The 22,657-nt window shown below is 71.8% G+C and carries 23 protein-coding genes; 18 read left to right on the plus strand and 5 right to left on the minus strand.

The genetic code is table 11. The annotated features are described in order from the left end of the window. Window positions 1–52 precede the first annotated feature (52 nt). Complete coding sequence (locus H2038_RS02415) at window positions 53–1,555, plus strand: CoA-acylating methylmalonate-semialdehyde dehydrogenase (RefSeq protein ID WP_292108862.1); 1,503 nt, start codon at window positions 53–55, stop codon at window positions 1,553–1,555. Window positions 1,556–1,659: 104 nt separating this feature from the next. Then, the gene (locus H2038_RS02420; RefSeq protein ID WP_292108863.1) at window positions 1,660–2,544 is read left to right on the plus strand and encodes a hypothetical protein; all 885 of its coding nucleotides are present in this window, start codon (window positions 1,660–1,662) and stop codon (window positions 2,542–2,544) included. A gap of 9 nt (window positions 2,545–2,553) precedes the next feature. Here H2038_RS02420 and H2038_RS02425 read toward each other — a convergent pair whose 3' ends face one another. Together H2038_RS02425 and secA are read right to left on the minus strand one after the other, a co-directional pair. Beyond that, entirely contained in the window at window positions 2,554–3,723 is a 1,170-nt protein-coding gene (locus H2038_RS02425; protein WP_292108864.1) for an aminotransferase class V-fold PLP-dependent enzyme, read from the minus strand. A gap of 2 nt (window positions 3,724–3,725) precedes the next feature. Then, window positions 3,726–6,620 carry a preprotein translocase subunit SecA gene (gene secA / locus H2038_RS02430; protein ID WP_292108865.1) on the minus strand — a complete coding sequence of 965 codons (2,895 nt, stop codon included), beginning with the start codon at window positions 6,618–6,620 and terminating at the stop codon, window positions 3,726–3,728. A 237-nt stretch (window positions 6,621–6,857) separates the two neighbouring features. Between secA and H2038_RS02435 the strand changes: the two genes are divergently transcribed. The 4 genes from H2038_RS02435 to H2038_RS02450 are packed head-to-tail and all read left to right on the plus strand — an operon-like array spanning window position 6,858 to window position 9,738. Next, a complete protein-coding gene (locus H2038_RS02435; protein ID WP_292108866.1) occupies window positions 6,858–7,766 on the plus strand; it encodes a peptidylprolyl isomerase in 909 nt (302 codons plus the stop codon). Then, window positions 7,763–9,133: a bifunctional glutamate N-acetyltransferase/amino-acid acetyltransferase ArgJ gene (argJ, locus tag H2038_RS02440; protein ID WP_292108867.1), complete on the plus strand. Its 1,371-nt coding sequence runs from the start codon at window positions 7,763–7,765 to the stop codon at window positions 9,131–9,133. Before H2038_RS02435 ends, argJ begins: the two co-directional genes overlap by 4 nt. Beyond that, window positions 9,130–9,540, plus strand: coding sequence for a (deoxy)nucleoside triphosphate pyrophosphohydrolase (locus H2038_RS02445; protein ID WP_292108869.1), 411 nt, complete (start codon window positions 9,130–9,132; stop codon window positions 9,538–9,540). Before argJ ends, H2038_RS02445 begins: the two co-directional genes overlap by 4 nt. 18 nt (window positions 9,541–9,558) lie before the next feature. Continuing rightward, entirely contained in the window at window positions 9,559–9,738 is a 180-nt protein-coding gene (locus H2038_RS02450; protein WP_292108871.1) for a Flp family type IVb pilin, read from the plus strand. On the opposite strand, the gene H2038_RS02455 is transcribed toward H2038_RS02450, so the two are convergent. Then, window positions 9,735–10,625: a methyltransferase domain-containing protein gene (locus H2038_RS02455; RefSeq protein ID WP_292108872.1), complete on the minus strand. Its 891-nt coding sequence runs from the start codon at window positions 10,623–10,625 to the stop codon at window positions 9,735–9,737. The two genes, H2038_RS02450 and H2038_RS02455, sit on opposite strands and share 4 nt — an antisense overlap. Here H2038_RS02455 and H2038_RS02460 point away from each other — a divergent pair. The 7 genes from H2038_RS02460 to H2038_RS02490 are packed head-to-tail and all read left to right on the plus strand — an operon-like array spanning window position 10,624 to window position 14,759. Then, entirely contained in the window at window positions 10,624–11,418 is a 795-nt protein-coding gene (locus H2038_RS02460) for a ComF family protein (protein ID WP_292108874.1), read from the plus strand. The two genes, H2038_RS02455 and H2038_RS02460, sit on opposite strands and share 2 nt — an antisense overlap. A 26-nt stretch (window positions 11,419–11,444) precedes the next feature. Then, window positions 11,445–11,702 (plus strand): glutaredoxin 3, encoded by a 258-nt coding sequence (gene grxC, locus H2038_RS02465; protein WP_292108876.1) that lies wholly within the window; start codon window positions 11,445–11,447, stop codon window positions 11,700–11,702. After that, on the plus strand, window positions 11,702–12,538 hold the full coding sequence (locus H2038_RS02470) for a carbon-nitrogen hydrolase family protein (RefSeq protein ID WP_292108878.1): 837 nt from the start codon (window positions 11,702–11,704) through the stop codon (window positions 12,536–12,538). The genes grxC and H2038_RS02470 overlap by 1 nt, the downstream gene beginning before the upstream one ends. Further along, window positions 12,535–12,966, plus strand: coding sequence for a DUF1178 family protein (locus tag H2038_RS02475; RefSeq protein WP_292108879.1), 432 nt, complete (start codon window positions 12,535–12,537; stop codon window positions 12,964–12,966). The genes H2038_RS02470 and H2038_RS02475 overlap by 4 nt, the downstream gene beginning before the upstream one ends. Window positions 12,967–12,969: 3 nt before the next feature. Then, window positions 12,970–13,785 (plus strand): helix-turn-helix domain-containing protein, encoded by an 816-nt coding sequence (locus H2038_RS02480; RefSeq protein WP_292108881.1) that lies wholly within the window; start codon window positions 12,970–12,972, stop codon window positions 13,783–13,785. 30 nt (window positions 13,786–13,815) lie between these two features. Then, window positions 13,816–14,271: a DUF6265 family protein gene (locus tag H2038_RS02485; protein ID WP_292108883.1), complete on the plus strand. Its 456-nt coding sequence runs from the start codon at window positions 13,816–13,818 to the stop codon at window positions 14,269–14,271. 11 nt (window positions 14,272–14,282) lie between these two features. After that, complete coding sequence (locus H2038_RS02490; RefSeq protein ID WP_292108885.1) at window positions 14,283–14,759, plus strand: GNAT family N-acetyltransferase; 477 nt, start codon at window positions 14,283–14,285, stop codon at window positions 14,757–14,759. On the opposite strand, the gene H2038_RS02495 is transcribed toward H2038_RS02490, so the two are convergent. Together H2038_RS02495 and ubiG are read right to left on the minus strand one after the other, a co-directional pair. Then, window positions 14,756–14,980 carry a hypothetical protein gene (locus tag H2038_RS02495; RefSeq protein ID WP_292108886.1) on the minus strand — a complete coding sequence of 75 codons (225 nt, stop codon included), beginning with the start codon at window positions 14,978–14,980 and terminating at the stop codon, window positions 14,756–14,758. The two genes, H2038_RS02490 and H2038_RS02495, sit on opposite strands and share 4 nt — an antisense overlap. 99 nt (window positions 14,981–15,079) lie before the next feature. Further along, window positions 15,080–15,883 (minus strand): bifunctional 2-polyprenyl-6-hydroxyphenol methylase/3-demethylubiquinol 3-O-methyltransferase UbiG, encoded by an 804-nt coding sequence (gene ubiG, locus H2038_RS02500; RefSeq protein ID WP_292108887.1) that lies wholly within the window; start codon window positions 15,881–15,883, stop codon window positions 15,080–15,082. 55 nt (window positions 15,884–15,938) lie between these two features. Between ubiG and H2038_RS02505 the strand changes: the two genes are divergently transcribed. From H2038_RS02505 to H2038_RS02525, 5 genes are all read left to right on the plus strand, one after another. Beyond that, a complete protein-coding gene (locus H2038_RS02505; protein WP_292109088.1) occupies window positions 15,939–17,213 on the plus strand; it encodes an aspartate kinase in 1,275 nt (424 codons plus the stop codon). A gap of 49 nt (window positions 17,214–17,262) precedes the next feature. Next, the gene (gene ptsP, locus H2038_RS02510; protein WP_292108888.1) at window positions 17,263–19,530 is read left to right on the plus strand and encodes a phosphoenolpyruvate--protein phosphotransferase; all 2,268 of its coding nucleotides are present in this window, start codon (window positions 17,263–17,265) and stop codon (window positions 19,528–19,530) included. Between the two features lie 190 nt (window positions 19,531–19,720). Next, complete coding sequence (locus tag H2038_RS02515; protein ID WP_292108890.1) at window positions 19,721–20,836, plus strand: helix-turn-helix domain-containing protein; 1,116 nt, start codon at window positions 19,721–19,723, stop codon at window positions 20,834–20,836. 57 nt (window positions 20,837–20,893) lie between these two features. Next, on the plus strand, window positions 20,894–22,039 hold the full coding sequence (gene ispG / locus H2038_RS02520) for a flavodoxin-dependent (E)-4-hydroxy-3-methylbut-2-enyl-diphosphate synthase (protein ID WP_292108892.1): 1,146 nt from the start codon (window positions 20,894–20,896) through the stop codon (window positions 22,037–22,039). A 15-nt stretch (window positions 22,040–22,054) separates the two neighbouring features. Beyond that, window positions 22,055–22,654 (plus strand): glutathione S-transferase N-terminal domain-containing protein, encoded by a 600-nt coding sequence (locus H2038_RS02525; RefSeq protein ID WP_292108894.1) that lies wholly within the window; start codon window positions 22,055–22,057, stop codon window positions 22,652–22,654. Window positions 22,655–22,657 lie beyond the last annotated feature (3 nt).

Consider the following 22,657-nt stretch of genomic DNA (forward strand, 5'->3'; position numbering starts at 1 on the left):
TCTAAACCGCGCCCCACAAGAACAAGCCTCCAGTCAGGGAAACGCCCCGCACATGCGCGACATCAACCACTTCATCGACGGCGCGGCCTTCACCGGCGCCTCGGGCCGCTTCGGCGACGTGTTCAACCCCAACACCGGCGACGTCCAGGCCCGGGTGCAACTGGCCACGACCGGCGAGGTCGACCGGGCGGTGCAGGCGGCCCAGGCCGCCTTCGACGGCTGGTCCTCGACCAATCCGCAGCGCCGGGCGCGGGTGATGTTCGAGTTCAAGCGCCTGGTCGAGGCCAACATGAACGAGCTGGCCGAGCTGCTCAGCTCGGAGCACGGGAAGGTCATCGCGGACTCGAAGGGCGACATCCAGCGCGGGCTGGAGGTGATCGAGTTCGCCTGCGGCATCCCGCATGCGCTGAAGGGCGAATACACCCAGGGCGCGGGCCCGGGCATCGACGTCTATTCGATGCGCCAGCCGCTGGGCGTGGTGGCGGGCATCACCCCGTTCAACTTCCCGGCCATGATCCCGATGTGGATGTTCGGCGTCGCCATCGCCGTGGGCAACACCTTCATCCTCAAGCCGTCGGAGCGCGACCCGTCGGTGCCGGTGCGTCTGGCCGAGCTGATGCTGGAGGCCGGCGCGCCCGCCGGGGTGCTCAACGTCGTCCACGGCGACAAGGCGGCGGTCGACGCCATCCTGACCCATCCGCAGGTGCACGCCGTCAGCTTCGTCGGCTCGTCCGACATCGCCCACTACGTCTACCGGATGGGCGCCGAGCACGGGAAGCGGGTCCAGGCCATGGGCGGGGCCAAGAACCACGGCATCGTCCTGCCCGACGCCGACATGGACCAGGTGATCAAGGATCTGACCGGCGCCGCCTACGGCTCGGCCGGCGAGCGCTGCATGGCCCTGCCGGTGGTCGTGCCGGTCGGCCAGAAGACCGCCGACGAGCTGCGCGAGCGCCTGGTCGCCGAGATTCCGAAGCTGAAGGTCGGGGTCTCGACCGACGCCGAGGCCCACTACGGCCCGGTGGTCAACGCCGCCCACAAGGCGCGGGTCGAGGGCTGGATCGAGAAGGGCGTGCAGGAAGGCGCCGAGCTGGTCGTCGACGGCCGCAACTTCACCCTGCAGGGCCACGAGAACGGCTGGTTCATCGGCCCGTCGCTGTTCGACCACGTCAAGCCGGAGATGGAATCCTACAAGGAGGAGATCTTCGGCCCGGTGCTGCAGATCATGCGCGCCGCCAGCTTCGAGGAGGCGCTCGCCCTGCCGTCGAAGCACCAGTACGGCAACGGCGTCGCCATCTTCACCCAGAACGGCCGCGCCGCCCGCGACTTCGCCGCCCGGGTCAACGTCGGCATGGTCGGCATCAACGTGCCGATCCCGGTGCCGGTCGCCTACCACACCTTCGGCGGCTGGAAGCGCTCGGCCTTCGGCGACATCAACCAGCACGGCATGGAAGGGGTCCGCTTCTGGACCAGGACCAAGACCGTCACCGCCCGCTGGCCCGACAGCGAGCTGGAGCACGCGGATTCGAGCTTCGTGATCCCGACGATGCGTTGACGACGCGCTGCGCCGGAGGGGTTCGCTTCTCCGGCGTTCGCGGCGGCGCAAATCGGTGATAGGCGTTAAGCTTGACGAACCGCCACGCTGGAGCGCCCCCCCGCATGCGACGCTTTTTCGTCTGGTCCGCGCTGGCCGCGGTCATCGGCCTCGCCCTCGCCGGCGGCGGCTACTGGGCCTACTGGAACTTCTACGCCCGCTTTCAGCCGGTCGTGGTCAGCCGTAACCAGGCCGAAATCCAGCGCCTGCTGGATGAGAGCTCGTGGATCTCGGCGGGCGGGGGCGGCGCGCCCCTCTACATCGTCGGCTACCGCGACTCCGCCGCCATGCAGCGCTACGAGCGCGAGGAGGTCCCCAAGCTCCGGGCCGCCGGGGTCGAGGCGCGGATCATCGTCTTCGCCCGGCCGGACCGGGAGGGACTGGCGCAGTCCACCCCCGCCGAACGGGCCACCGTGGCGGAGCTCTGGCTGACGCGGGACTGGGTCCTGTACCAGCGCTGGACAGCGACGCCGCCGCGCAACTGGACCGCCGCCGGCATCCCGGCGGCCGACGGCAACCTCGCCCGCAGCGCCGTGGTCGACGCCGGCCGCGACTTCGTCGCGGCCCTGTCGCGCCACCTCGGCGAGGCCGGGCTGCAGACCCGCTATCCGCTGATCGTCTGGCGCGACCGCGAGGGCTACATGAAGGCCTGCGCCTGCTCCGACAGCCGGTCCTGGGCCTTCATCCGCGACGACCTCGACGCGCCGGACCGCATCGATCCCGCGCCGGTGGCCGGCGTCGGGGAGGCGCTGGCGGAAGAGGCCGCCGCGCCGGGTCAGCCGCTGCCCTATCCCGCCCTGCCGTCCGCCCCGCCCGCCGCGGGGGCGACGCCGGGAGCGGATGCGCCGGCCGCCGCGTCGGCTCCGGCTGCGCGTCCCCGGCCGGCCCCGCCCGCCGGGCCGCCGGCGGCTCCGGAGGCGAAACGCTCCGACGACACGACCTTTTTCTGAGCGCCGGCGTCAGAGGACGCGGTCGCAGGCGTCGATCAGCCGGTCGACGTCCGCCTCGTCCTGGTAGAGGCCGAAGCCGAAGCGCAGCACGTCGTCACGCACGTCCGTGACGATCCCCGCGTCGAGCAGCCGCGCCTTCCAGTCCGCCGCGTGGGAGTGGCGCAGGGCGAGGAAGCGGGCGTGGGGCTCCGCCCCGGCGAGCGGATTGAGGATGACGGCCCCGGACAGCTGCCCGGCCCGCCCCTCGCGCACCGCCGCCTCGAAGCGTCGCATCAGCGCGAGCGCGTGGTCCGTCACGGCGGCGGTGTCGAGGCCGGCCTCGTCCAGCATCCTGCGGACGCCGTTGAAGCGGTACAGCGAGGTGAAGTCCGAGGTCGCGCCCCAGAAGCGTCCGGCGTCGGCGCGGTACTGCACGCCCTCGGGCGGGCCGGTCAGGTTGCCGAACTCCGCGAACCAGCCGGTGACGACGGGGCGCGGGCAGAAGCCGTCGGGCGCGTGCATGAAGCCTGCGCCCTCGCCCGACATGGCGTATTTGTAGCCGCCGCCGAGGTAGAAGACCCGATCCGCCACGGCGGACAGGTCGGTCGGCAGGGCCATGAAGCCATGGTAGCCGTCGACCACCACCCACGGGCCGGCGGGGTCGGCCAGCGTCGCCAGCTCCGCGAGCGCCCCGAACACCTGTCCGGTCCGGAAGAAGACCTGGCTGACCACGATCAGGTCGAAGCCGCCGCCCTGCGCCGCCTCGAGGAAGCGCTCGGCGAAGCTGTCGAACGGGTGCAGCGGAATGCGGGTGACGACGGCCTCGCCAGCCTCTTCCCAGCGCTCGCCCTGGCGGCGGAACGAGTGGAATTCGCCGTCCGTCGACAGGATGCGCACCGGCTTGCGCTCGACGCCCGAGAACAGGCGCACCAGGAAGTCGTGGGTGTTGGAGGCGAACACCACGGTGTCCGGCGACGGCAGGCCGAGCTCCCTCGCCACATGGCTCTGCGCCTCCGGCACGACCTTGCCGAAGATCAGGTCCCACTTGCGGTCGGCGAAGTGGTTGGCCTCCACCCAGGCCCGGATCTGGCCGTCGAAGCTGGCGTCCGGCCACAGGTGGTGGCTATGGGCGGCGAAGTGCAGCCGCTCCGGATCGAGCGACAGGGCGCGGGAGAACAGGTCCTTGCGCGCCCCGGTCATGCTCAGACCAGCGCCCCGTGGCAGTGCTTGAACTTGCGGCCCGAGCCGCAGGGGCAGTCGGCGTTGCGGGGGGTCCGCTCCCAGCCGACCGGCAGGGCGTCGACGGGCAGGCGGGCGCGGTCCTCGCCCTGCAGCGCGCCTTCCGGCAGCTGCGCCGACGGATTGGCCATCTCGTTCTCGCCGGTGCCGGGGTTCAGGTGGATCTCCTGGAACTCCGGCAGCTCCATCGGCGGCGGGGTCTCGAAGCGGAACTCCACCGTCATCAGCCAGCGGGTGACGTTGTGGCGCAGCTCATAGAGCAGCGTCTCGAACAGGTTGAAGGCCTCGGTCTTGTACTCGTTCAGCGGATCGCGCTGGCCGTAGCCGCGCAGGCCGATGACGCCGCGCAGATGGTCGAGGTGCACGAGGTGCTCGCGCCACTGCATGTCGATCATCTGCAGCAGGAACTGCTTCTCGAGGTTGCGGGTCTGCTGCTGGCCGACCAGCTCCAGCCGCTCGGCGGCGCGCGCGTCGGCGGCGGCGGCGATGCGCTCCTCGATCTCCTCGTTCGACACGCCTTCCTCGGCCGCCCACTCGCGCAGCGGCAGCTCCAGACCGAGGGTGTGGCGCACCTTCTCGTCCAGCCCCTCGATGTCCCACTGCTCGGCGTAGGCCTTCGGCGGCATGTGCTTTTCGACGAGGTCGGAGATCACGTCGGTGCGGAATTCCGCGACCAGCTCCGACAGGTCCTCGGCGTCCATGAACTCCTGGCGCTGCTCGAACACGGCCTTGCGCTGGTCGTTCACGACGTCGTCGTACTTCAGCAGGTTCTTGCGGATGTCGTAGTTGCGCTGCTCGACCCGCTTCTGGGCGGTCTCGACCGCCCGGTTCAGCCAGGGGTGGGAGATGGCCTCGCCCTCGGCGACGCCGAAGCTGCGCATGATGGCGTCCAGCCGGTCGCCGGCGAAGATGCGCAGCAGGTCGTCCTCGCAGGACAGGAAGAATTTGGAGACGCCCGGGTCGCCCTGGCGGCCGGTGCGGCCGCGCAGCTGGTTGTCGATGCGGCGGCTCTCGTGACGTTCGGTGCCGAGCACGAACAGGCCGCCGGCGGCCAGCGCCTTGTCCTTCTGAACGGCGATGTCGGCCTTGAACTCGGCCTCCTTGGCCGCCTCCATCTCCGGCGTCACCTCGATCGCCATGTTGCGCTGGTCGAGACGCCACTTCTGCATCCGCATCTCGAGGTTGCCCCCGAGCTGGATGTCGGTGCCGCGGCCGGCCATGTTGGTGGCGATGGTCACGGCGCCCGGCAGGCCGGCGTCGGCGACGATGTAGGCTTCCTGCTCGTGCTGGCGGGCGTTGAGGACGCTGTGCGGAATGCCGCGACCCGTCTTCACCTCGATGTCGAAGTCCTCGTCCTTCAGCGCCTGGTACGCCTTGCGCGCCGCGGCCCGGACCTTCGGGTCCTCGCTGCGGACCTCGGTCTCCAGATGCGCGTGCTGCGGCTTCAGCGTCCGGATCGTGACCTTGTACTCGTAGGTCTCGAGCAGCTTCGACAGCGTCTCGGACTTCTCGATCGACACGGTGCCGACGAGGATCGGCTGGCCGCGCACGTGGCATTCGGCGATCTGGCCGGCGATGGCCAGGTTCTTCTCGGCCTCGGTGCGGTAGATCTCGTCGTCGTGGTCGATGCGCTGCACCGGACGGTGCGTCGGCACCTCCAGCACGTCCATCTTGTAGATGTCGAGGAACTCCTGCGCCTCGGTCGCCGCCGTGCCGGTCATGCCGGACAGCTTCTCGTAGAGGCGGAAGTAGTTCTGGATGGTGACCGAGGCCAAGGTCTGGTTCTCGGGCTGGATCTTGACGCCTTCCTTGGCCTCGATCGCCTGGTGGAGACCCTCCGACAGCCGCCGGCCCTGCATCATGCGCCCGGTGAACTCGTCGATCAGCATGATCTCGCCGGCGCGGATGATGTAGTCCTTGTCCTTGACGTAGAGGGTGTTGGCCCGCAGCGCCTGGTTGATGTGGTGCACCAGGGTGATGTTGGCCGCGTCGTAGAGGCCGGTCGTGTCGGGCGCGAACAGGCCGCGCTCCTCCATGATCTGCTCGATCCGCTCCGAGCCCTCCTCGGTCAGCAGCGCCTGGCGCTGCTTCTCGTCCAGATCGTAGGTCGCCTTGTCCTGGATCAGGTCCTTGATGATCGTGTCGACCGTCACATAGAGCTCGGACCGGTCCTCGGTCGGGCCCGAGATGATCAGCGGCGTCCGGGCCTCGTCGATCAGGATCGAGTCCACCTCGTCGACGATGGCGAAGTGGTGCGGCCGTTGCACCATCTCGCGCCGGTCGTAGACCAGGTTGTCGCGCAGATAGTCGAAGCCGAATTCGTTGTTGGTGCCGTAGGTGATGTCCGCCGCATAGGCGGCCTGGCGCTGGCCCTGGCTGAGGCCGTTGACGATCACGCCGACCTCGAGGCCGAGGAAGCGATAGACGCGGCCCATCCATTCGGCGTCGCGGCGGGCCAGGTAGTCGTTGACGGTGATGACGTGGACGCCCTTGCCCAGCAGGGCGTTCAGGTACACCGGGGCCACGGCCACCAGGGTCTTGCCCTCGCCGGTCCGCATCTCGGCGATGCCGCCGTCGTGCAGGATCATGCCGCCGGTCAGCTGAACGTCGTACTGACGCTGGCCCAGCACCCGCTTCGAGGCCTCCCGCGCCACCGCAAAGGCGTCGTTGAGGATCTTGTCGAGGTTTTCGCCCGCCGCGATGCGGTCGCGGAAGGCGTCCGTCATCATCCGCAGCTCCCCGTCCGACAGGGCGGCGTACTTCGCCTCCAGCGCATTGATCTTCTGGACCCGGCTCATGAAGTCGCGGACCTTGCGGTCGTTGGATGAGCCGAAAATCTTCTTGGCGATGCCGAGCATGGGTGTTCCGAAGGCGGTCGAGCGGCGGATGGCTCTGGTACGAGGTCCCGGAAGGGCGGCGGTCAGACGCCGCGGAGAGGCCTCGGCGACGCCGGCCCGCGCGCCCTGACGGGCGGTCGCACGGGGCCGCGCGAACATTCGAAAACCCCTCGACTTGGGCGCAGGCGGGACTTAAGCACCGGCCTTATCCCTGTCAACGCGAGGGCCTTTCGCCGCCCGCAGACGGAGCGCGCCCGCATGCGGTCTTCCCGCCTCCTGTTTTCCGCCCTGCTGGCCCTGTCGCTGACCGTGGCCGCCTGCGGCCGGGGCGGCGGCGACGACCGGCCGCCCGAGCCCGGCGACCGCGCCGTCGCGCGGGTCCAGAACGAGACGATCTGGGCCTCGGACGTGAAGCGCGAGGCCGTGGCCCAGGGCCTGGTCGGCGAGGGCGAGCCGCTCGACGTCACCTCGGACCTGTTCCGCCGCGTGCTCGACGAGGTGATCGACCAGAAGCTGCTGGCGAGCGAGGCCGAGCGTCGCGGCCTCGACAACTCGGCCCTGGCCCAGCGCCGGCTGGAGGCCACCCGCGAACGCATCCTCGGCGACATGCTGGTCGAGACGGTGGTCAACAACACCATCTCCGAGCGCAAGGTCGAGGAGCTCTACCAGGAGCAGCTGCGGCTGGCCCGGACCTCGGAGGAGATCCGCACGCGGCTGATCCTGTCGCGCACCCGGGCGGAGGCCGACGCGGTCATCGGCATCCTCGCCCAGGGCGCCGCCTTCGAGGCCGTCGCCATGGAGCGCTCGATCGACGAGGCGACCCGCTTCTCCGGCGGCGACCTCGGCTACTCCACCCTGGATGTGATGCCCCAGGCCTACGCCAACGCCCTGCGCGGCCAGCCGGCCGGCTCGACCGTCGGACCCTTCCAGACGGAGGGCGGCTGGGCCGTGCTGCGGGTCGAGGACCGCCGCCGCGAGACGCCGCCGACGCTCGAGCAGGCGCGGCCGCAGATCGTGCGCTACCTGACCTACGAGGGCGTCCGCCAGCTGCTGGAGGAGCTGCGCGGCCGCGCCGACGTCGACGTGCTGCTCAACGGCGAAGCCGCGCGCTCGCAGGAGCCCGCCTCGGCGCCCCCGGCCGCCCCGGCGAAGGCGGACGCCTCGTGAGCCGTCCGCCCGTCTCCGGCCGCGGCCTGACCGGCCAGAAGATCGAACAGGCCCTCGAGAAGGCCTTCGATCCGTTCGCCTCGGCGCTGAAGCGCGCGGCCCCCCCGCGCCCCGCGCCGGGCAAGCCCGGCCTGCAGATCTCGCCCCTCGCCGTGCCCTTCCCCGCGATCCCGCCGATCGGAGGGGTCGAGATCGCCACCGCCCGGGCCGGCTTCTACAAGCACGAGCGCGAGGACCTGGTGGTCTTCCGCTTCGCCCCCGGCACCACCTGCGCAGGGGTCTTCACCCGCCACAAGGTGGGTTCGGCGCCCGTCGACTGGTGCCGGCGTCGGCTTGAGGCCGAGGCCGGCGGCATGGACGTCCGGGCGCTGGTCGTGAACGCCGGCTGCGCCAACGCCTTCACCGGCAAGGCCGGCGCCGACGCCGCCCGCCGCACCGCCTCCGAGGTCGCCAAGCGCTTCGGTTGCCGCCAGCGCGACGTCCTGCTGGCCTCCACCGGCGTGATCGGCGTGGTGCTGGACGACCGGAAGATCGCCGCCCGGCTGCCGGAGATCGAGACCGGCCTCGGCGCCGACAACTGGGCCGCCGCGGGCCGCGCCATCATGACCACCGACACCTTCCCCAAGGGCTCGTACGCCGAGTGCGAGATCGAGGGGGTCCGGGTGAAGGTCGCCGGGATCGCCAAGGGCTCGGGCATGATCGCGCCCGACATGGCGACCATGCTGGCCTTCATCGTCACCGACGCGGACATCCACCCGAACGTCCTGCGCGCCATGCTCGGCCTGCACGTGCGCACCACCTTCAACTCGGTCACCGTCGACGGCGACACCTCGACCAACGACACCTGCCTGCTGTTCGCCACCGGCGCCTCCGGCGCGCCCCGCATCGGCCGGGTCGGGGACCGGCGGCTGAAGGACTTCTCCCGCGCCCTCGACCAGGTGATGCTCGACCTCGCCCACCAGCTGGTTCGCGACGGGGAGGGCGCCACCAAGTTCGTCAAGGTGACCGTCGACGGCGCCGCCAGCCCGGCCTCGGCGCGCAAGCTGGCCAAGTCGATCGCCGACAGTCCGCTGGTGAAGACGGCGCTGGCCGGCGAGGACGCCAACTGGGGCCGGGTGGTGATGGCCGTCGGCAAGACCGAGGAGCCGGTCGACCGGGACCATCTGATGATCCGCTTCGGCCCGCACGTGGCGGCGATCGACGGCGCGCCCTCGCCGACCTACGACGAGGCGAAGATGAGCGCCTACATGAAGAGCCCGGAAATCGACATCACCGTCGACGTCGGCTCCGGCCGCGCCTCGGCCACCGTCTGGACCTGCGACCTGACGAAACGCTACGTCGAGATCAACGGCGACTACCGCTCGTGAGCGAGCCGCTGAAGACCGTCCTCGTCGTCGCCGTCGCCCTGGTGGACCCGGACGGGCGGGTGCTGATCGCCCAGCGGCCCGAGGGCAAGCAGCTGGCCGGCCTGTGGGAGTTTCCCGGCGGCAAGGTCGAGCCGGGCGAGCGGCCGGAGGCGGCGCTGATCCGGGAACTGAAGGAAGAATTGGGCATCGACGTCAACGAGGCCTGCCTCGCGCCCTTCGTGTTCACCAGTCACGCTTACGAAACGTTTCACCTCTTGATGCCACTGTACCTGTGCCGACGGTGGTCGGGGACGGTGCAGGCGCGCGAACATGCCGCGCTGAAGTGGGTGCGGCCGGGCCGGCTGTCCGACTACCCCATGCCGCCGGCGGATGAACCCCTGGTCGCCTGGTTGCGCGACCTGCTCTAGCCGCCGGAGGAGGCGCCGATGAGACGTTTCCTTTCCCGCTTCCGCCGCGACGAGGATGGAGCCACGGCCATCGAATACGGCCTGATCATCGCCCTCATCTTTCTCGCCATCGTCAGCGCCCTGACAGCCTTCGGGAACGCCACCAGCGGCATGTTCAACAGCGCGATGAACGCCCTGCGCGCCGCGATGGGCGGCTAGTCCGCTTCGTCCCCGGTCCGCTCGGTCACCCCCAGGGCGTCCGCCAGCCGCATTTTCGCCGAGCCGCGGGGCAGGGGCTTCTGCTGGCTCTCGTGCGGAGCCCACCCCGCAAGGTGGATGATCTCGAAGGTGGCCGGGATGCGGCCGTCCGGATCGGCGAAACGGTCGGCGTACAGCTCCGCCGCCCGGGCCACGACGGCCCGGCTCAACGGACGCACCGGCCCGGCCAGGACATTGGTCTCGCCCATGGCCCGGAGGTCGCGGACGAGGGCGAGCAGGTCCGGATAGCGCACCGTCAACCGGTCGACGTCGGCCACCGGCAGGGCGAACCCCGCCCGCTGCAGCAGGGCCGCCCCGTCGAAGCCGTCGGCGAAGGGCGACACCCGCGCCTGGGCGCCGCCCCGGACCTCCAGCTCCGCCTCGGTCAGCACCCCCCGCAGCTCCTTCAGGGCGCCGGCCCCGAGCAGGGATCCGATGAACAGCCCGTCCGGTTTCAGCGCGCGGCGGATCTGCGCCAGGGCCCCCGGCAGGTCGTTGGCCCAGTGCAGGCTCATCAGCGAGACGATCAGATCCTGCGACTGCGCCTCCAGCGCCAGCGGCGCCTCCCCCGGACCGGCCCGCTCGGCCAGCGATCCGACGACCTGGACCTGTCCGACCCGGGCCGCGGCGGGGCTGCCGGCGAGAACCCGCTCGAACACCCCGGGCTGGGCCGAGAGATCGGCGGCTTCAGGCCATTCCCGGACCAGGGCGTCGAGGCTGTCCACGGCGTTCTCCGCCGCCCGGACGTGCAGGAAGTCGGCGCCGGCGAAAGCCCGGCGGCTGCGTTCCAGCCTTGCCGTCCGGCGGCGGGTGTCGAAAATGCGCGGCGGAGCGGAGGACGAACTCATGCAGCCACAGGATGGGACCTGGCGGGCGGCTTGGGAAGCGGCGGCGGGCGCGGGACGTCTGGTGGGCCGCAATCTGGCCGATCTTCTGCTGCCGCCGCTGGCCCACGACGCTCCGGAGGCCACGGCGGGCGCGGGGCTGTCGGCGCGGGCGTGGAGCCGGGTGAGCTTTCTCGAGGATCCGGTCTGTGACGGCTGCGGCGCGGCCTTTGAGATGGACGGCGGCGATTTCGCCTCCGAGCGCTGCGCCGCCTGTCTCGCCCGGCCCTACGCCTTCGCCCGGGCGCGCGCCGCCTGCGTCTATGACGAGGCGTCCCGGGGGCTGATCCTGCGGTTCAAGCATGGGGATCATCAGCCCTACGCGCCGCTCTTCGCCCGCTGGATCAGCCGGGCGGCCGCCCCGCTCCTGGCCGAGACCGACGCGATCGTCCCGGTTCCGCTCCACCCCTTGCGGCTGCTGTCCCGGCGCTTCAACCAGTCGGCCGAGATCGCCCGCCCGCTGGCCCGGCTGGCGCGCCGCGACTACCTGCCCGACGCCCTCGTGCGCCTCAGCCACACCGCCAGCCAGGGCGGCAAGTCGGCGCGCGGGCGCCGGCTGAACGTGAGGAAGGCCTTCGCCGTGACCGAAGCCGGGGCCCGGCGGGTGCGCGGGCGCCGCATCCTTCTCGTCGACGACGTGTTGACCACCGGCGCCACCGCCGAGGGCTGCGCCCGCGCGCTGCTCGACGCCGGCGCCCGCTGCGTCCACCTGGCCGTCATCGCCCGGGTGCGGACGACGCGGGAACCGCCTACATAGCGGCTACAGCAATCAGGAGATCTCCCTTGGCCGACGTCGTCATCTACACCAAGCCCGGCTGCCCCTACTGCACCGCCGCCAAGGCGCTGCTCGAACGCAAGGGCGCGGACTTCACCGAGATCGTGGCCTCCAACGATCCGGAGAAGAAGCAGGAGATGATCCAGCGCTCGAACGGCCGCATGACCTTCCCGCAGATCTTCATCGACGACCGTCACATCGGCGGCTGCGACGACCTGCAGGCGCTCGACCGGAAGGGCGGACTGGATCCGCTGCTCGCCGCCTGATGACGGCGGTTCCGGTCGCCCTCGTGCAGACGCGCACGCCGGCCTCGCCGGCGGCGGCCCTGGCCCACGTCGCCCCCCTCGTCCGCGAGGCGGCGGCGGGCGGGGCGAAACTGGTCCTGACCCCGGAGGCGACCAACTTCGTGATCCGCGACCGCGCGGCCCGCGAGGCCGTCCTGACCACGGTCGAGGACGACGAGGTGGTCCGCGGCCTCCGGGCGTTGGCCGCGGAGCTCGGCGTCTGGCTGCTCATCGGATCGGCCATCGTCCGCTCCGGCGTGGAGGGCGACGATCGCGCGGCCAACCGCTCGATCCTGATCGACGACCGGGGCGGGATCGCTGCGACCTACGACAAGCTGCACGTCTACGACGTCGACCTCCCGACGGGCGAAAGCTGGCGCGAGAGCGCCGCGATCCGGCCGGGCGAGGCGGCGGCGCTGGCCGAAACCCCGTGGGGCGGGCTGGGGCTGACCGTCTGCTATGACCTGCGCTTCCCCCGGCTCTTCCGCGCCCTGGCGAAAGCCGGCGCATCGATGATCGCCGTCCCCTCCGCCTTCACCGTCCCGACCGGGGAGGCGCACTGGGAGACCCTGCTGCGCGCCCGGGCCATCGAGACCGGCTGCTGGATCCTCGCCCCCGCCCAGGGCGGGGCGCACGAGGACGGCCGGCGGACCTGGGGCCGGTCGACGGTGGTCGGGCCGTGGGGCGAGGTGGTGGCCAAGCTTGACCACGACGCGCCCGGCGTGCTGTTCGCCACGCTCGACCTCGATGCCGTGGCCCGCGCCCGCCAGGCCGTGCCGCAGCTGACCCACGACCGCGACTTCGCCCCGCCCCGATGATCCGCTACGCCCTTCATTGCGACCAGGAACACGCCTTCGAGGCCTGGTTCGGCTCCTCGTCCGACTATGACGAGCAGGCCGCGCGCGGGCTCGTCCAGTGCCCGATCTGCGGCTCGTCGGGGGTGAGCAAGCAGATCATGGCGCCGGCGGTGACCGGCACGAAGACGTCTGCAGCGCCCGAACTGGCGGCGAAGATGCAGACCATGATGATGCAGGCGGCGCGCGAGGTGCGCAGCCACGTCGAGCAGAATTTCGAATACGTCGGCGACGCCTTCGCGCGCGAGGCCCGCGACATCCACGAGGGCCGTTCCGAGCGACGCGAGATCTACGGCGAGGCGACGCCGGCCGAGGTGAAGAAGCTGCGCGACGACGGGGTGCCCTGCGCGCCTCTCCCGCCCGTTCCGCCGGCCCCGGACAAGCTGAACTGAGCTGTGGGCGAGGGGGAGCGCTACCAGGAATTCGATCCGCCGCCGGGCCTGCGGCCCTTCGTGCGGAGGATCTGGACCTACGCCGCGCCGGCGCCTGCGCCGACGGTGCAGCGGATCGCCCCCGACGGCTGTCCCGAACTCGTCGTCGACATCGGCGCGCCCTACGAGGAACAGGGCGAGGACGGCCGCTTCCGACTGCAGCCGCGGGCCCTGTTCGCCGGGCAGATGACCCGCCCCCTCGGACTCCGCGCGACGGGCCCGGTGGAGCTGGTCGCCGTCCGGTTCGAGCCCGACGGGGCGCGAAACTGGTTGGGTCGGCCGCTGGTCGAGGCGACCGATCGTCGTCTGGACATGGTCCCGCGGCTGGCCGACCTCAGCCTGCCGGCCGGGGATCCCCTCGCCCAGGTCGAGATCATGGCGCGCCGGCTCGAGGCCGAACGAGCCGCGTCGGGTTGGAGCCTCGATCCCGAGGTCCGGGCCGAGATCGAGTCGGCGGGGCGGGACGAACCGTCGCCAGCACGCAGCCCTCGAGAGCACCGCGCCCTGCAGCGCCGCTTCCGTGACCGGGTGGGCGTGCCGCCGCGCATGCTGCGCTCCGTGCTGCGCTTCCGTCGGGTGTTCGATCACGCCGCCGGGCCGGACGCCGCCGGCTGGCTTGAGGCCGGCCTGGAGGCGGGCTACTTCGACCAGCCCCAGCTGGCGCGCGACTTCCGTCGCTTTCTCGGCTGCACCGCCACCGGATGGGCCCGCGAGCAGGTCGGGCTGGGGCGCCGGATCGCGTCGCAATCCTACAAGACCGGCCCGCTTTCGCCCCCCTAGGCTGTCCCCGTCTCACACGAGGGAACCGCCATGTCCGTCGCCGCGCTCGCCGCCCTGCTGATCCAGGCCGCCCCCGCGGCCGGGCCCGATTTGTCCTGGATGGCTGGCTACTGGCTGGACTGCTCCGGCGGCCGCGAAGCCTCCGAGACCTGGAGCGATCCCCGAGCGGGCCTCAGCGTCGGCCATGCGGTGACGTCCTCGGCGGAGGGGACCTGGTTCGAGGTTTCCCACATCCGGCCGACGCCGGAAGGTCTCGCCTATGTCGCCCAGCCCGGCGGCGCGCCGCCGACCACCTTCGTGCTGATCGAGAGCGGCCCCGCCCGGGCGGTTTTCGCCAACCCGGAGAACGACTTTCCCACCCGGGTGATCTATGAACGCGAGGGGAATGTCCTTTCCGCCCGCATCGAGGGCGAGGTCGGCGGGCAGGCGCGGAGCATCACGTGGAGCTTTCAGGCGCAGCCGCTGAACACCCGCTGCCCCGCCTGAACTGGCGGCCGATGACGGCCGCCGATCTCGACGCCGTCGCCGCCCTGGCGCTGGTGGCCTTCCCGGACCACTTCGAGGGGCGGGCCTGCTTCGACAACCGGCTGCGGCTCCACCCGTCCGGCTGCTTCGTGCTCGCGGACGAAGCCGGCGCGGTGCGCGGCTATCTCGTCGCCTATCCGTGGCGGGCGGGCGAGGCGCCGGCGCTGAACACCGTGATCGAGGCGCTGCCGGCCGACGCCGATCTGGTCTACCTGCACGATCTCGCCCTGCACCCGCGGGTGCGCGGACAGGGCTGGTCGCGCCCGGCCGTCGAACGGCTGGCCGCCGACGCCCGCGCCGCCGGTTGGCCGGCCCTGGCCCTGGTGGCGGTCAACGACGCGGCGCCGTTCTGGGCGCGGCACGGCTTCGCGGTCGAGGAGTCGCCGGCCCTGGCCCGCAAGCTGGCCGGCTACGGCCCCGGAGCCCGCTACATGGTGCGGCCGCTCTAGTCGCGGCTGCGGGTCCAGCCCTTTTCGGCCATGCAGGTGACGAAGGCGGTCGTGCCCTCGTCGTGACCCGCGCGGGCGCGGCAGTCGTCGCGGGCGCCGTCGAAGGGCTGGGCGCCCTGGCCGCTCCAGCCGTAATCGCCGTCGGCGTCGATGACGGTGACGCAGGCGGCCGAGGCGAGGGCGGCGGCCGAGACGGCGGCGAGGATCATGAGGCGCTTCATGGGAACAGCTCCGTGAAAGGTGGAGCTTTCCGTTCGCATACGGTCCGCCGCCGGTCCCGTTACAAGACGGCAAGCTGGGTGAATTCGCCGTAAGCCGGCTCAGTCGCGCAGGCCGACCATCATATAGTTGATGTCCGCGTCGGCGCTCTCGCTCCAACGGTCGCCCAGCGGGTCGTAGGCTAGGCCATAGGGGCCCATGACCGTCAGCGGCTCCGGCGCCAGCATGGCGCGGACTTCGTCGGGCTTGAGGAACTGGCGCCAGTCGTGGGTGCCCGCGGGCACCCAGCGCAGCACGTACTCGGCCGCCACCTTGCCCAGGGCCAGCGACTTCAGGGTCCGGTTCAGGGTGGCGACCACCAGCATGCCGCCGGGCTTCACCAGCCGGGCGCAGGTGCGCACGAAGGCCGCCGGATCGGCGACATGCTCGATCACCTCGAGGGTGAGGACCACGTCGAACGGGCCGGCGCCCTCCGCCTCCAGCTGCTCGACCGTGGCCGCGCGATAGGCGATGTCCAGCCCCGTCTGCGCCGCATGGGCGCGGGCCGTGCCGATGTTCTCGCGCGAGGCGTCGATGGCCGTGACCCCGAACCCCATCCGGCGCATCGGCTCGGCCATCAGGCCGCCGCCGCAGCCGACGTCGAGCAGGGTGAGGCCGGCGAACGGCGTCCGCGCCCGCACGTCCCGGTCGAAGCGCTCGGCCGCCCGGTCGCGCACGAAGGCCAGGCGGGCGGGGTTGAACCGGTGCAGCGGCGCGAACGGCCCCCGGGCGTCCCACCATTCGGCGGCCTGCGCCGAGAAGCGCGCGACGTCCGCCGGGTCGATCGAGGGGCCCGCCGCCTCGCCGTTGAATTCGCCCGCGCTTTGGGGTTCCCGGCCGTCCGCCGGGTCGTTAGAAGCGACCATGGGCCGAGGGATGAACCCCTGCGGCCCTCCACGCAAGACGGAGCGGTTCGCCACGATGACGCGGCCAGACACCACGCGGCTGGTGATGAAGTTCGGCGGCACCTCGATGGGGGATCTCGAACGGATCCGCCGGGCGGCGCGCATCGTCGCCGCCGAGGTGCAGGCCGGGCGCAAGGTCGCCGTCGTCGTCTCCGCCATGGCCGGAAAGACCAACGAACTGGTGGCCTGGACCGACGGGGCGGGCCGCCCGGCGCAGGGCGTGGAGCTGTCGGACGACGAATATGACGTGGTCGTCGCCTCCGGCGAACAGGTGACCTCGGGCCTGCTGGCCCTGACCCTGCGCAACCTCGGCCTCAACGCCCGCAGCTGGATGGGCTGGCAGATCCCGATCCTGACCGACGACGCCCATGGCCGGGCGCGCATCGAGGACGTGCCGGGCGAGGTCATCGGCGCCGCCATCGACGGCGGCGAGGTGGCGGTGGTGCCCGGCTTCCAGGGCGTCACCCGCGGCGGGCGCATCACCACCCTGGGGCGCGGTGGATCCGACACCTCGGCCGTGGCGGTGGCGGCGGCGCTGGGCTGCGAATGCGATATCTACACCGACGTGGACGGCGTCTACACCACCGATCCGAGGATCGAGCAGCGCGCCCGTCGCCTTGAAAAGGTCTCCTACGAGGAGATGCTGGAAATGGCCTCGCTGGGCGCCAAGGTGCTGCAGACGCGCTCCGTCGAGCTGGCCATGGCGAAGCGGGTGCCCGTGCGGGTGCTGTCCAGCTTCATCGAACCGGACGCCGACGGCGTCCTGCCGGAGAAGTCCGGCACCCTGATCTGCGACGAGGAGGAGATCGTGGAAAAGCGCATCGTGTCCGGCGTGACCATGAGCCGCGACGAGGCCCGCATCACCCTGCTCGGCCTGGCCGACCGCACCGACGCTCCCGCCGACGTGTTCACGCGGCTGGCGGAGGCCAACGTCAACGTTGACATGATCGTGCAGTCGCAGTCCCGCACCGAGGGGGCGGTCAACCTGACCTTCACCACCGGCCGGCGCGACGCCGCCCGCGCCGCGGAGCTGATGCGGGCCGCCCAGGCCGAGATCGGCTTCGGCGAGATCCGCGTCGACGAGGACGTCGCCAAGGTCTCGGTCATCGGCGTCGGCATGCGCAGCCACGCCGGGGTGGCCCAGACCATGTTCCGGGCGCTCGCCGACAAGGGCATCAAGTTCCAGGCGATCTCCACCTCGGAGATCAAGATCAGCGTGCTGATCGACGCCGCCTACGCCGAACTGGCCGTGCGCGCCCTGCATGCCGCCTACGGACTGGAAACGGTCTAGCGTACAAGCTTTGCCGCGCCCATCTGGAGCGCGCAGTCGAGGAGAGGCCATGCCGGCGGGCGGATTGACGACGAGAGGTCCGAGAAACCTCCTTCGCCAGATCCGTGAGGCTATGGCGGGGGCGGCGCCGGCCCAGGAGCGGCTGGACACCGTCGTCCGCATCGTCGCCCAGTCGATGGTGGCCGAGGTCTGCTCCATCTACCTGCGGCGGGCGTCGGGCGAGCTGGAGCTGTTCGCCACCCAGGGCCTGAAGCCGGAGGCGGTGCACAAGACGCGTCTGCGGCCGGGCGAGGGCCTGGTCGGGGAGGTGGCCCGCACCGCCGAGCCGATCAGCCTGTCCGACGCCCCGTCGCACCCCAGCTTCGCCTACCGCCCGGAGACGGGCGAGGACCCGTACCACGCCTTCCTCGGCGCCCCGCTGCTGCGCGGCGGCCGGGCGATCGGGGTGCTGGTCGTCCAGAACCGTTCGGAGCGGCGCTACGACGAGGACGAGGTCGAGGACATCCAGACCATCGCCATGGTGCTGGCCGAGACCGTGGCGTCGGGCGAGCTGGTCGGGCTCGAGGAGCTGCGCGACATCGAGGTCGCGCCGCACCGGCCGGAGCGTCTCAAGGGGCAGCGGTTCGCCGAGGGCCTCGCCTTCGGGCACGTCGTCCTGCACGAGGCGCCGGTCCCGCCGGAGAATCTCCTGGCCGAGGATCCCCAGGCCGAGGAGGTCCGGCTCAGGGAGGCGCTGGTCGCGCTCAAGGCCAACATCGACCAGATGCTCGAGGGCGGGCAGGGCGGCCTGGCCGGTCCCTCCTTCGAGGTGCTCGAAACCTACCGGATGTTCGCGGACGACCGCGGCTGGAACCGCTCCCTGGTGGAGGCGGTGCGCACCGGCCTGACCGCCGAGGCGGCGGTCGACCGGGTCCGCAACGAGCACCGCGCCCGCTTCGCCAAGGCCCGGGATCCCTACATCAAGGAGCGCCTGCACGACTTCGAGGACCTGGCCAACCGGCTCCTGCGGGTGCTGGCCGGCGACCGGCCCGGCGAGCGGGCGCTGCCTGACGACGCCATCCTGGTGGCGCGCAACCTCGGTCCGGCCGACCTGCTCGAATACCCGCGCGACAAGCTCCGCGGCCTGCTGCTGGAGGAAGGCTCCGCCGCCAGCCACGCCGCCATCGTCGCCCGGGCGCTGCAGATCCCCTGCGTCGGCCGCCTGATGGGCCTGCGCGACCGGCTGTCCGAGGGCGACCTGGTCATCGCCGACGGCGAGACCGGCGAGGCCTATCTGCGCCCGCGTCCGGACATGCTGGCGGCCGCGCAGTCGCGCATCCAGGTGCGCAGCCAGCGGCAGGCCGAGTTCGCCGCCCTGCGCGACACCCCGGCGGTCACCCTCGACGGCCAGCGCATCACCCTGCTGACCAACGCCGGCCTCGCCGTCGATCTCGAGAACCTCGACGCCGTCGGGGCCGAAGGCATCGGCCTGTTCCGCACCGAATTCCAGTTCATGGTCTCGGACGAGCTGCCCCGCCTCGACAGCCAGACCGCGCTCTACCGCCGGGTGCTGGACACCGCCGGCGCGCGGCCGGTGACCTTCCGCACCCTCGACATCGGCGGCGACAAGGTCCTGCCCTACTTGGAGACGGAACGGGAGGAGAATCCCGCCCTCGGCCGGCGCGCCATCCGCCTCGGCCTCGACCGGCCCGGCCTGCTGCGCCTGCAGCTGCGCGCCCTGCTGACCGCCGCCGCCGGCCGCGAGCTGCGGGTGATGTTCCCGATGATCGCCACCGTCGACGAATTCCGCCACGCGCGCGAGCTGGTCGACATCGAATGCGCCTGGGCGCGCCGCCGCGGCCGCGCCCTGCCGGACCTGTTGCGCGTGGGGGCGATGATCGAGTGCCCGTCGCTGCTGTGGCACCTCGACGCCCTGCTGCCGCTGACCGATTTCGTCTCGGTCGGCACCAACGACCTCTTCCAGTACATGTTCGCCGCCGACCGGACCAATCCGCTGGTCGCCGATCGCTATGACCCCCTGTCGCCGCCGGCGCTGCGGGCCCTGGCCGAGATCCAGCGGCGCTGCGCCGACACCGGCACGCCGGTGTCGGTCTGCGGCGAGCTGGCCGGCCGGCCGCTGGAGGCCTTCGCCCTGCTCACCCTCGGCTTCACCCGCCTGTCCGCGCCGGCGGGCGGGGTCGGTCCGGTGAAGCGGATGATCCTCTCCGCCGACCTCGCCGCCGCCCGCCGCGGCATGGCCAACCTGCTCGGCTCCTCGGCCGGCTCGATCCGCGGCGAGCTCGAAAGTCTGGCCCGGAAATTGAACGTCGCGATCTGAACCGCATCTCCCCGGGCGTCGGGGGGATGTTTAATAAATCGTTGATCGGTCGACGGGAATGAGTTATCCACAAGGCGAACCCGGACCAGCCGCGGGGGCGGCGCCGGACTGTCATCCCGATATGGTACAGGGCCCGGGTTCGAGTACGGCGGGCGGGCGTTCCGCGCCGTCGAGCGTTGGGTGGGCTTTCATGGCGCTGGAAACGGGCAGGAGCCCGGACGGGCACGAGGCGCAGACGGACTGGCGGGACGTCATGCCGCCCATCACCGACGCCCCGACCCTGGGCGACGGTCTCCGGGACGCCCGGGAACGCTCCGGACGCACCCTCGCCGAACTGTCCAGCGTCACCCGGGTGCCGGCCCGCTATCTCACGGCGCTCGAGCAGAACGACTATTCGGTCCTGCCCAACCGCGTCTTCTCGATCGGCTACGTCCGCGCCTACGCCGCCGCGCTCGGCCTCGACGAACAGCTGGCGGTCGAGCGGTTCAAGGGCGAGACCCCCGATCCCTCCGTGCCGCTGCAGCCGCCGGTCGGCGTGGCCTTCGAGGAAGTCCGCCGCTATTCGCCGCGCGTCATCGCCGCCGGCCTGGCCCTGGTCATCGCCGTCGTCGGCTGGAACGTGTTCCAGCGCGTCAGCCTGATGCGGGCGCCGCAGCCGTCCGACATCGCCGAGGTGCCGGAGAGCTGGCGCGTGGGCGAGGTGCCCGGCCAGGGCGAGCTGATGCGGCTGAGCGCCCCGCACCCGGCGCCGCCGGACCAGACCGTCCCGGCCCTCTACGTCACGCCCGGGCTGGAGGCCCAGCTGACCGGGATCGATCCTGCCTCGCCCGAGGCCCTGGCCGCGGCGGCGGACGCCGCGCCGCCGGTGCAGAAGGCGTTCAATCCGCGCGGCGCCATCTACGGCGCCTCGGCCAGCGCCTCCCAGGTGGTCATCCAGGCCCGCAAGGCCGCCAGTCTCGTGGTGCGCATGGCCGACGGCCGCGTCCTGTTCGCCCGGCAGCTGGCGGCCGGCGACGCCTGGCGGGCCCCGGTCGGGGTTTCCGCCACGGTCGACGTGTCCGACCCCTCGGCCTTCGACGTCTATCTGAACGGCGAGCACGGCGGCCCGCTGGAGGCCAGTCTGACGCCCCTGGCCCAGCTGAACACCCGCGCCCACCACCTGGCTCGCCAGGCCGCCGCCGAGGTGGCCGCCCGGGCCGAGGCGGCGCGCGCCGCGGCGACGCGGGCGAGCGAACAGGTCCGCGACCAGGCGCAACTGCAGACCGCCCCGGTTCCGTCTTTGGGGGGCGCCACCGCCGGCGGCTGAGTCTGCGACCGCCGGGTCGTGGCCATGCCGCAATCGTGCGCCTATGTTCGCCCCCGCATGAGCCTCGATCACACCCACGTCCGTCCCTGGCGCCACATCGGGCGCCGCACGTCGCGCCAGATCATGGTCGGAAGCGTCCCCGTGGGCGGCGACGCGCCGATCACCGTGCAGTCGATGACCAACACGCCGACGGCCGACGCTGCGGCGACCCTCGAGCAGATCCGCCGGCTCGAGGAGGCGGGGGCCGACATCGTCCGCGTCTCCTGCCCCGACGAGGACTCCACCGCCGCCTTCCGGACCATCGCCCGCGAGGCCCGCGTCCCGCTGGTGGCCGACATCCACTTCCACTACCGCCGCGGCGTCGAGGCGGCGCAGGCTGGGGCCGCCTGCCTGCGCATCAACCCCGGCAACATCGGCTCGCCCGACCGGGTCCGCGAGGTCGTGCAGGCGGCCAAGGACCACGGCTGCTCGATGCGCATCGGCGTCAACGCCGGGTCCCTGGAGCGCGAGCTGCTGGAGAAGTACGGCGAGCCCTGCCCCGAGGCCATGGTCGAGAGCGCGCTCAACCACGCCCGCATCCTGCAGGACCACGACTTCCACGAGTTCAAGATCTCGGTGAAGGCCTCCGACCCCTTCCTCACCGTCGCCGCCTACCAGCAGCTGGCCGAGGTCATCGACTGCCCGCTGCACCTGGGGGTGACCGAGGCGGGACCGCTGCGCACCGGCACCATCAAGTCGTCGATCGGCCTGGGCATGCTGCTCTGGAGCGGCATCGGCGACACCATCCGCGTCAGCCTCGCCGCCGATCCGGTCGAGGAGATCAAGGTCGGCTTCGACATCCTCAAGTCGCTGGGCCTGCGCCACCGCGGCGTCAACATCATCGCCTGCCCGTCCTGCGCCCGGCAGGGCTTCGACGTCATCGGGACGGTCGGCATTCTCGAGGAGCGGCTGGCCCACGTTACCACCCCGATGTCGCTGTCGATCATCGGCTGCGTGGTCAACGGCCCCGGCGAGGCCCTCTACACCGACGTCGGCTTCACCGGAGGCGGGGCGGGTTCCGGCATGATGTACCTGAACGGCAAGATCGCCGGCAAACAGGCCAACGCCGGCATGATCGACGAGATCGTCGCCCGGGTGGAGGAGAAGGCGGCCGAGCTGGAAGCGGCCCGCGCGGCGTCGCTGGCCCCGGCGGCCGCGGAATAGGCTCCCGGAGAAGACATGAAGCTCTACATCACCATCCCGTCTCCCTACGCCCGGAAATGCCGGATCGTCGCCCGCGAGAAGGGGCTGGCGGCGCGGGTGGAGGAGGTCGTGGTCGATCTCTACGGCACGGCGCCCGAGCTGGCCGCCTGCAATCCGCTGGACCAGGTGCCGGCCCTGATCGCCGCCGACGGCCTGCCGATCACCGACAGTCCGCTGATCTGCGAGTACCTCGACGAGCAGGGGACAGGGCCGCGCCTGCTGCCGGCGTCCGGGCCGGAGCGGCTGGCGGTGCGGCGTCTCGAGACCCTGGCCGACGGGGCCATGGAGATGGGCGTCAAATGGGTGCTCGAGAAGCGCCGCCCCGAGCACGAGCGGTCGCCGGCGTGGATCGAACGCTGGCGCGACCGGCTGGGCCGCTCGTTCGACGCGCTGGAGGCCGCCGACCTGTCGGCCGACCGGCTCGATCTGGGCGTGATCGCCACGGGCTGCGTCCTGACCTGGACCGACTTCCGCCACCCGGAATACGACTGGCGGACCGGCCGGCCCCGGCTGACCGCCCTGCAGGCGGCGCTTGAGGCGCGGCCCGGCTTCGCGGCCACCCGCCCGGACGCCTGAGCC

Source organism: Brevundimonas sp. (assembly GCF_013912005.1).
Lineage (GTDB): Bacteria > Pseudomonadota > Alphaproteobacteria > Caulobacterales > Caulobacteraceae > Brevundimonas.

Coding starts and splice junctions, on each gene's coding strand:
- ispG (WP_292108892.1), top strand. CDS start 20,894: ATGAGCCTCGATCACACCCACGTCCGTCCCTGGCGCCACATCGGGCGC.
- H2038_RS02420 (WP_292108863.1), top strand. CDS start 1,660: ATGCGACGCTTTTTCGTCTGGTCCGCGCTGGCCGCGGTCATCGGCCTC.
- H2038_RS02485 (WP_292108883.1), top strand. CDS start 13,816: ATGTCCGTCGCCGCGCTCGCCGCCCTGCTGATCCAGGCCGCCCCCGCG.
- H2038_RS02475 (WP_292108879.1), top strand. CDS start 12,535: ATGATCCGCTACGCCCTTCATTGCGACCAGGAACACGCCTTCGAGGCC.
- H2038_RS02490 (WP_292108885.1), top strand. CDS start 14,283: ATGACGGCCGCCGATCTCGACGCCGTCGCCGCCCTGGCGCTGGTGGCC.
- H2038_RS02460 (WP_292108874.1), top strand. CDS start 10,624: ATGCAGCCACAGGATGGGACCTGGCGGGCGGCTTGGGAAGCGGCGGCG.
- secA (WP_292108865.1), bottom strand. CDS start 6,620: ATGCTCGGCATCGCCAAGAAGATTTTCGGCTCATCCAACGACCGCAAG.
- ptsP (WP_292108888.1), top strand. CDS start 17,263: ATGCCGGCGGGCGGATTGACGACGAGAGGTCCGAGAAACCTCCTTCGC.
- H2038_RS02455 (WP_292108872.1), bottom strand. CDS start 10,625: ATGAGTTCGTCCTCCGCTCCGCCGCGCATTTTCGACACCCGCCGCCGG.
- H2038_RS02450 (WP_292108871.1), top strand. CDS start 9,559: ATGAGACGTTTCCTTTCCCGCTTCCGCCGCGACGAGGATGGAGCCACG.
- H2038_RS02515 (WP_292108890.1), top strand. CDS start 19,721: ATGGCGCTGGAAACGGGCAGGAGCCCGGACGGGCACGAGGCGCAGACG.
- H2038_RS02470 (WP_292108878.1), top strand. CDS start 11,702: ATGACGGCGGTTCCGGTCGCCCTCGTGCAGACGCGCACGCCGGCCTCG.
- H2038_RS02425 (WP_292108864.1), bottom strand. CDS start 3,723: ATGACCGGGGCGCGCAAGGACCTGTTCTCCCGCGCCCTGTCGCTCGAT.
- ubiG (WP_292108887.1), bottom strand. CDS start 15,883: ATGGTCGCTTCTAACGACCCGGCGGACGGCCGGGAACCCCAAAGCGCG.
- H2038_RS02435 (WP_292108866.1), top strand. CDS start 6,858: ATGCGGTCTTCCCGCCTCCTGTTTTCCGCCCTGCTGGCCCTGTCGCTG.
- H2038_RS02525 (WP_292108894.1), top strand. CDS start 22,055: ATGAAGCTCTACATCACCATCCCGTCTCCCTACGCCCGGAAATGCCGG.
- H2038_RS02505 (WP_292109088.1), top strand. CDS start 15,939: ATGACGCGGCCAGACACCACGCGGCTGGTGATGAAGTTCGGCGGCACC.
- H2038_RS02495 (WP_292108886.1), bottom strand. CDS start 14,980: ATGAAGCGCCTCATGATCCTCGCCGCCGTCTCGGCCGCCGCCCTCGCC.
- H2038_RS02415 (WP_292108862.1), top strand. CDS start 53: ATGCGCGACATCAACCACTTCATCGACGGCGCGGCCTTCACCGGCGCC.